This is a genomic window from Defluviitoga sp. (assembly GCF_035349255.1).
In the GTDB taxonomy this organism is placed as follows: Bacteria; Thermotogota; Thermotogae; order Petrotogales; family Petrotogaceae; genus Defluviitoga.
Window position 1 is genome coordinate 1 of record NZ_DAOPSE010000043.1, and the last position, 8356, is coordinate 8356.

The window sequence follows — 8356 nt, forward strand, 5'->3', positions numbered from 1 at the left end:
GAATAATTGAATATTCATTACATTACGATTATTTTTCTGTGATACGTTTAGGTTTAAAATGGATGGGAATACCAGCAGGATATTCAAGAAGACCGTTTAAAAGCTATAATGATGAAGAAGAAAAAATAATTAAAAGAGGTTTTTTAGATTTGAAAGAAAGATATCATATTCAAGACGTAAAATTTTTAGACTTGTTGTAATTGTGTCTAAACTTTTTTAATTATGCTTCTTATATTAAGATAACAGAGTTTCTCAAGTTTTCTTAGAAAAATAGCGGGGTGTTTTTATTGATTAATATTAACAAATATGACACAGATGTCTTGATAATAGGTGGAGGATTGGCGGGTATCTCAGCAGCTATGGAAGCAGCTTCAGTTGGAGTGCAAGTAACAATGGTTGTGGCAGATAAACTATTCTCCGGGTCAAGCTTCAGCCCTTATACTTGGGGTTTAGGAATTGTCGCCCCTTTTGATGAGTTAGATAAAAAAGATTTTGTGGAAAATATTTACAGGGTTGGTTGTGGTTTAGTTTATAAAGAATTAAGCTACATTATAGTAGACAACATAGAAACAAGAATTAGAGAATTAGAAGATTTAGGAATCAATTTTAAGACGCCTCAAAATATCATGGGAGATGAAACGTTAATACCATGTTTTGATAATAAACATAGAAAATGGTTTGGCTTTACTTTTGAACACTCAAAGCAAATATTTTTTGAAAAAATGAAAGAACTAAATATAAATATATTAGAACATCAAAAAATTGTAAAATTATTTACAAATAAAGAAGTATTTACAGGTGCTCTTGGTATTAATGAAAATAATCAATTTATTTTTTTCAATGCATCTTCAGTTGTGATAGCTACAGGTGGTTTCGGCGGATTATACAAACATAACCTTAATACTGAAGATATTAACGGTGAAGGCCTTATTTTAGCATTATCAGCAGGATGTGAATTGGTGAATTTAGAGTTTCTTCAGTTTATACCTGGCTATTTAAAACCTAAATATAAAACTATATTTGCAGAAACAGCCTTTAAATACGCTACTTTAGAAGACGCTTATGGAAACTGTATTCTTGAAAAATATTTTCCGGAAGGTATTAATAAAAAAGAAATTATGGCTGAAAGATCAACACATGGACCTTTTAGTAGCAGAATGAATTCAAAATACGTAGATATAGCATTGTTCAAAGAAAGTCTTAGAAACCCAGAACTTCAAGGTGCTAAGGTAAAATATGACATTTCAATTTCAAATAGTGAAGGATTTTTGATTAAGGAATATTTTGAGTGGCTTAATCAAAGCAGAGGAATAAGATATAACGAAGAAATTATAATAACTACTTTTGCCCATGCAGCTAACGGTGGAATTAGAATAAATAAAAATGCAGAGACAACAGTAAAAGGAATATATGCTGCTGGTGAAGTGACCGGAGGAATGCATGGAGCAGATAGAATTGGGGGTTTATCTACAGCAAATGCTCTCGTTTTTGGAAAAATGGCAGGACAAAATGCTGCTCTATTTGCTAAAAATAAAAGAAGTCATATTAATGAAAGTATTATTAAACATGAAATATTTTCGTACATAAAAAGTATAAAAATCCCTAAATTCGAGCCAAATCTTGTATTAAGAAAAATAAAGGAACTAATGTGGGAAAATGGAAACGTTGTTAGAAATGCTAAACAGTTAAATTATGCTATTAAACAAGTAAAGGAACTAGAGAAAGATTTTGATAGAGAGATCGACTCTTTCAATGAAATAAATTTTATTAATATTATTAAAGCAAAAAACTATATAGATTTATCTTTAATTTTACTTACCACTATGTTATTAAGGGAGGAAAGCAGAGGATCTCATTATAGAGAGGACTATCCAAATCAAAGAGATGAATTCAATAAATTTATAATTGTTTCACAAAACGAAAATGGAGTTGTCAAATATAATATGGAAAGTCTTAATAATAAGATATAAATTTACTTTTTTCGGAAATTAATTACTTCCATCAAGACAATTTCTTGGAAAAATATTTGGTGATCTTTAGTATTTGTAAAAAAGTTAAAGAAATTACATTAATAAATTAAAAAGGGAGGATAATAATCCTCCCTTTATTCATTTGCTGTTAATGGGTTCCCTATCTTCAAAATTCCTGTATCAGTGATTTCAAGAAAATGGGTTCTAGTATCGTGAGCACAAAGTCTGCAACCATCTATTCTAAAAAGTCGAACTATCTCTCCAATAGGTTTTCCATATATTTTTGCTGTATATTGTGACATTATTAATTCTTTTGCTAAAACCATGGTTCCGTCAACAATGTGCCCTACTGCATATCCTCCTGCAGCCTCAGCAGTTAAATCTTCGTGACCCGACCTTTTTTGTGAAACTAATAACGCTGTTTGACCTTGTTTCTTCAAAAAATTATAAATCTTTCTTACCACTGTTCTCGCTAACATCTCTTTATTTTCATAAAAACCAGTTATTGAATCAATTATTGTGATACTTACATTGTATTTTTTTATTACATGTTCTAATGTTGCTAGAAGATTTGGAATATTTTCGCGCAATGAACTATATGAAGCAGCATCAATTAGAATAATTTGATCCTCTATCTTTGAAAATTCAATTCCCATAGCTTTAGCTCTTTCATTAAGAGAAACTGCTACAAAAGCAGCCGGTGTTTCAGCTGTTACAAACACAACGCTCCTTCCACTTTCAGCTTGTTTAACAGCAAATTGCTCAGCTAACAATGTTTTCCCTGTATCAGATGACCCAGTTACATTAAATACACTAAAAGAAGGTATACCTCCTAAGGATTTCTTAACCACCTTTTTATTAACTATCTCTGTGGTAAAAAAGAGATCATCTAATCCTTCTACTCCACTTGCCAGACCCTCAATTTTTGGGGCTTCTTTTATTGCTTGTGAAATTTGACTTATTCCTTCTAATACTACTTTAGGTTTTTCAAAATCAAGTTCGTCCATTGTCTCACCCCTTATCCTAAATTTGGAGGTCTACTCATTTTTTCTCTAGCATACTGTAAGCAAGTTTAACTATGGCTCCTGCAGTATGACCTTTCAAATCTCTTCCTTCTTCTTCCATAAAATCTTTTAATTTTTTTATCCTTTCTTTGGCATATTCTGGATCAGCTTGTAATATATTCCTCACTGATTGCTTAGTGATACCAAGTTCTTTGGCAATTTCCTCATCAGTTTTATTATATTCTTCTTTCAAGACTACGGCAAATGCCGCTCTTGCTAATGCTGGCAACCAAGTCAAAGATCTATATTCACATAATTGTTTCAGCCCACCAACTAATTCAATCGCTTTTAAAAATATTTTTTGAACCTTTTCTTCAGGATTAACATTGATGATTTCTTCTTCCTTTACCATCCTATCACCCTCCCTTCAAGATCGTTATTGACTTGATAATTTTGAAATGCCTAACCATTCATTTTTTATTGTTTTATATTTAGAAAGTGTACAAGATTATGGGAATGAAACTTAATAATTTTTTTCACTAATATTTTACCACTAAAAGTCAATACTGTATAATCTATATTAAATTTTTATTTTGTTTTTTAAATTCAGTTAACATTTGAAATTTTTTATCAGCAAATAGTAACATTGTTTTAATAAATAATTATTTCATAGTACGACAACAAAAACTATTATAATAATTAAAGTGAATTGGAACAATAAAATTATGCTCCTTATTTTCTTGCTAGTACATAATAATGACTACTTCGCGAACCATCTTTTCTAATATCTTCTACATAAAGCAATCTTTGAATATCAAAATTACGTAGAAGTTCTTTTACCTCTTGTTCATCAACGTAATAATGAGGAAGCCCCTTTTCAATTCCTTCTTGTTTAATGATCGTATTTTCATCAATTTTGTGATTTATATTTTTTAAGTAAGAAGTGTTATTTTTAGAATTGAGGGTTACAAATAATTCTCCATCTGATTTGAGGACGCGCTCAATTTCTGAGATAACCTTTTTAATACCCTTGGAATCTGTGTGATATATAACATGAAATGAAAAGACTGCGTCAAAAGTAGAATTTTCAAAAGGTAAAGAGTGCATATCACATAGTCTTACGTCTATTTTGTAATCTTTTTGTTTACAAATGGCTTCAAATTTCTCAATTGCGCTTGGTGAACCATCAACTGTAGTAACTTTAAAACCTTGTTCATAAAAGTATAACGAGTTTCTACCAAGGCCACAACCAAGATCTAAAATATTGTTTTTGCTTTCTTTTTTCCAGCGAATGGAAAGAGGATATACAACTGATTCCGGCTTTAACCAACGGTCATCATTTACATTACTCCAATCCCACACACCGGAAATAGAATTCACATTCTCCATATTTTTATCGCCTCTATTTCTTAAAATTAACAGTCATAGGTAAATAAATCTCAAAAAAAGCCCCCTGAAAATCGTTTAGTTTCATCTTTGTTTGTAAATCTAGCTGCTTGAATTACTCTATCGGCAAGTCTCGAAAAAGGAAGACTTTGAAGGTACACCTTTCCTGGACCCGTGAGTTGAGTTAAGAAAATCCCTTCACCACCAAAAAGTGCGTTTTTAAAACCACCTATAAATTTTATGTCATAATCAACGGTTGGAGGAAATCCAACTATACATCCTGTATCTACCCTCAATGTTTCTCCTGGTTCCAAAAATTTTTCTATAATAGTACCTCCAGCATGAATAAACGCCATGCCGTAACCTTCTAGCCTTTGGAGAATGAATCCCTCTCCGCCAAATAGACCTGTCCCAATTTTTTTTACCAATTGAATTTCTATTTCGATGCCATTTGCTGAACAGAGATAACTGTTTTTTTGACAAATAAATTTACCGTTAAATTCGAATAAATTAACAGGTATAATTTTTCCAGGATATGGAGCTGAAAAAGCTACTCTGGCTTTTCCTGAACCTGAATTAACAAAATTTGTTATAAAAAAACTTTCACCAACCATTGTTCTTTTAAAACCTTTGAATATTCCTCCTTCGGCTTTGGTTTGCATTTCAATATCATTATCCATATACATTAAAGCCCCGGCTTCTGTTCTAACTCCTTCTTTAGGATCTAATTCTATTTCAACTAATTGCATATCGTCTCCATATATTTTATAATCGATAATATCTGCCATTTTCTTTACCTCCCTTTGTCAATATGATTGATAAGTTTAACATATTGTAATTTTAAAAAAATTATTTTTCAAAAAACATTTTCTAATTGTTTAATTTTTGTCTTATATTATATATTAAAAAAATAAAATATACAAATTCTATAAAAAATATATTGATTTATTCTTGATTTAAATATTATATAATTTATCAGCAGGAGAAAATATAAAGGACCAGAAGATTGAGACAATTGAAGATATTGCTATAGATTAGATAACGAATCATAAGGATGGGGTCCAAAGGAAAATTTAAAAAATTTTAACACCATAAATTCAATGAGAGAACAAATTTTTTATATGAATTTAATTCCAAATAAACAATTAAAACATTAGAAATAAAATATACAATTATGAGTTTATTCTTAATTTTTTCTTATTGATTTTTTTATAATTTGTGTTATAATAATAATGAGGATAGTTCAAGCAAATTAAACAGGGAATTAAATTCCGAGGGCTTCGCCCTCGAGATTTTTTATAAATATAGCTACAATAGTAAGGTAGGCAAGGAGGGTATAACATGCTTTCCAACGAAGAGTTAAGACAGTTAATTTGGGAAAAATCAAGCGAAATTGCTGAAAAAATGGGACTTGAAATTTTTGACATATCTATAAGAGGGAGTCGAAAAAATAAAACTGTCGAAATAATTATTGATAATCCAAGTGATTATGTGTCAATAGGTGATTGTGAAAGATTTTCAAGGACCATAGAACCATGGCTAGATGAAATAAACATTTTTGATAGTAGTTATTACCTAGTTGTTAGTTCTCCAGGATTGGATAGAAAATTGAGAGGCAGAAACGATTATATAAGGTTTAAAGGTAAATTAGCTAAATTTATTTTAAAAGGAAATGAAGCCAAAGCAATAACAATAATTGGATATATCGATGACGTAGTGGGAGAAATATTGAAAGTAAATGAAAAGGAATCGCATAAAATTATAGAAATCCCCTTAAACAACATTGAAAAAGCTAATTTAGAAATAGATTTTTAAATTAAAGCTTCGAGGAGGTGGAAAAAGATGAATTTGAATTTGTTAGAGGCTATAGATTCTTTAGAAAAAGAAAAAGGTATTAGCCGCGATTATCTAATTGATATTATCACCAAATCTATCAAAAGCGCATACAAAAAAAATTACGGGTCCAAAAATGTTGAAATAGACATTGATAAAAATCTTACAAGGTTAAACGTTTATCAAGTATGGAATGTAGTAGAAGTTGTTGAAAATCCAAAAGAAGAAATTTCTTTAGAAGAAGCAAAAAAGATAGACCCTAAAATTGAGATTGGGGGAGTAATAAAAAAGAAGGTAAATCTAAAAAAAGATTTTAATAGAATTGCAGCACAGACAGCTAAACAAGTTATTTTGCAGAATTTAAAAGAAGTTGAGAAGCAAAAATTATTTGAAAGATATTTACCTTTAAAAAATAAGATATCTACAGCAGAAGTCATAAGAGTCACAGGCAGTTATATAGATATCAGAATTGGAAAGCTCGAAACAAAACTGCCTGAGAAAGAAATGATTCCAGGAGAAACATTTAATAAGGGTGATTTGATAAAGGTATACATAAAAGATATTCAAAATACATCTAAAGGTCCGAGAATAATGGTATCGCGAACAGCACCCGAATTTGTTTGCGAGCTTTTGGCAAGTATCGTACCAGAGATTGATGAAGGAATTGTTAAAATCGTTAAAATCTGCAGAGAACCTGGTATAAGGACTAAAGTTGCTGTAGAAAGCACACTTCCAAACGTCGATGCTGTTGGAGCATGTATAGGAGAAAAAGGGTTTAGAATCAATGAGCTTTTAAAAGAACTTAAAAATGAGAAGGTCGATATAATTGAATATTCTGATGATCCAAAAATTTTCATCAAAAATTCTTTAGCTCCAGCCGAAGTTGAAAATATTATCTTAAATGAAGAAGAAAGAACAGCCTATGTGTATGTCCCAGAAAATCAATTTTCATTGGCTGTAGGAAAAGGCGGCCAAACGGCCAGGCTTGCCGCAAAAATTACTGGCTGGAGGATAGATATTCATCCATTAAATTAAAACTAAATCTATAGCTAAAAAATTGCCGTGCGTTATTAAAAACACACGGCAATTTTTTATGCTTGACATGGAGTTAACTCCATGGTGTATGATTGAATTAATAGGTCTGAAAAATTTATTTAAAGGGGATGAAAAATCATGAAGAGATGCGAAGAACAAGATAATTTCATAACAATAATTCGAAATGGTTCACAAGAACCATTTAAGGGTCCTGAGAAATGGTTTACTAGAGATGTTATTGTTGAAAATCTTTTTCCAGAGAATAATCTATTCCCTTATAGTGGAAGTTTAGTCAAATTTCAGCCTGGAGCCAGAACGGCTTGGCATACCCATCCTATCGGGCAGAGATTGATTATAACTAAAGGAGTTGGGTGGGTACAACAATGGGGTGAGCCAATCGAAGAGGTTAGAGAAGGTGATGTTGTTTGGTTTCCTGCTGGTGTTAAACATTGGCATGGTGCAACACCTACAAGTTCAATGTCACATATAGCACTTTCAGGTGTTTATGAATCTCAAGCAGCAGAATGGATGGAAAAAGTGAGCGATGAACAATACAACAAAAAGAATAAAAAGCAAGCTTTAACGCTCAAACAAGAAAATATGGTTACTATCTCAGCTTTCACTGCAATTGGTTATTTGCCTAAACTAAGAATTGCATTGAATAACGGACTAGATGCTAGACTAACAATAAACGAAATCAAAGAAATTCTTATACAATTATACGCATACACCGGATTTCCGCGCAGTTTAAATGGACTTATCGCATTTATAGAAGTTATTGAAGAAAGAAAATCAAAGGGAATCGATGATGAACTTGGGGAAGAAGCAAAAGCTTTACCCACTGATAAAAGTAGCATAGAACTGGGAACAGAAATTCAAACGAAATTAGTTGGATCACCTGTCTCAGGAAAATTATATGAATTTGCACCTGCAATAGACAAATTCCTGAAAGGACATTTGTTTGGCGACATATTTGGACGTGGTGTTCTTGATTATCTAAGTAGAGAAATGGTTACCATAGCAGCACTAGCCAGTATGGATGGGGTAGATTCACAACTAATGTCTCATTATTCAATGGGTTTAAATGCTGGACTAACTGAAGATCAGTTAATGGGTATAATATCTGTT

The 8356-nt window shown here is 31.3% G+C and carries 8 protein-coding genes and 1 pseudogene; 5 read left to right on the plus strand and 4 right to left on the minus strand.

Annotation, left to right across the window (positions count from 1 at the left end):
- Positions 1–200 (plus strand): annotated as a pseudogene (locus PKN74_RS07360) (dihydrodipicolinate synthase family protein); the annotation flags it as partial.
- 87 nt (positions 201–287) lie between these two features.
- Positions 288–1970: an FAD-binding protein gene (locus tag PKN74_RS07365; RefSeq protein WP_472310095.1), complete on the plus strand. Its 1683-nt coding sequence runs from the start codon at positions 288–290 to the stop codon at positions 1968–1970.
- Positions 1971–2104: 134 nt separating this feature from the next.
- On the opposite strand, the gene PKN74_RS07370 is transcribed toward PKN74_RS07365, so the two are convergent.
- From PKN74_RS07370 to PKN74_RS07385, 4 genes are all read right to left on the minus strand, one after another.
- Positions 2105–2977: a KaiC domain-containing protein gene (locus PKN74_RS07370; protein ID WP_472310097.1), complete on the minus strand. Its 873-nt coding sequence runs from the start codon at positions 2975–2977 to the stop codon at positions 2105–2107.
- Positions 2978–3011: 34 nt separating this feature from the next.
- On the minus strand, positions 3012–3386 hold the full coding sequence (locus PKN74_RS07375; RefSeq protein WP_472310099.1) for a hypothetical protein: 375 nt from the start codon (positions 3384–3386) through the stop codon (positions 3012–3014).
- Positions 3387–3706: 320 nt separating this feature from the next.
- On the minus strand, positions 3707–4363 hold the full coding sequence (locus PKN74_RS07380; protein ID WP_472310101.1) for a class I SAM-dependent methyltransferase: 657 nt from the start codon (positions 4361–4363) through the stop codon (positions 3707–3709).
- Positions 4364–4413: 50 nt separating this feature from the next.
- Positions 4414–5148 (minus strand): TIGR00266 family protein, encoded by a 735-nt coding sequence (locus PKN74_RS07385; protein WP_472310103.1) that lies wholly within the window; start codon positions 5146–5148, stop codon positions 4414–4416.
- A gap of 553 nt (positions 5149–5701) precedes the next feature.
- On the opposite strand from PKN74_RS07385, the gene PKN74_RS07390 reads away from it, so the two are divergent.
- The 3 genes from PKN74_RS07390 to PKN74_RS07400 all read left to right on the plus strand — a co-directional run.
- On the plus strand, positions 5702–6175 hold the full coding sequence (locus PKN74_RS07390; protein ID WP_472310105.1) for a ribosome maturation factor RimP: 474 nt from the start codon (positions 5702–5704) through the stop codon (positions 6173–6175).
- Between the two features lie 27 nt (positions 6176–6202).
- Positions 6203–7228, plus strand: coding sequence for a transcription termination factor NusA (nusA, locus tag PKN74_RS07395; protein ID WP_472310107.1), 1026 nt, complete (start codon positions 6203–6205; stop codon positions 7226–7228).
- Between the two features lie 138 nt (positions 7229–7366).
- Positions 7367–8356 (plus strand): (R)-mandelonitrile lyase (locus tag PKN74_RS07400; RefSeq protein ID WP_472310109.1); only part of this gene is annotated, 990 nt, incomplete at its 3' end.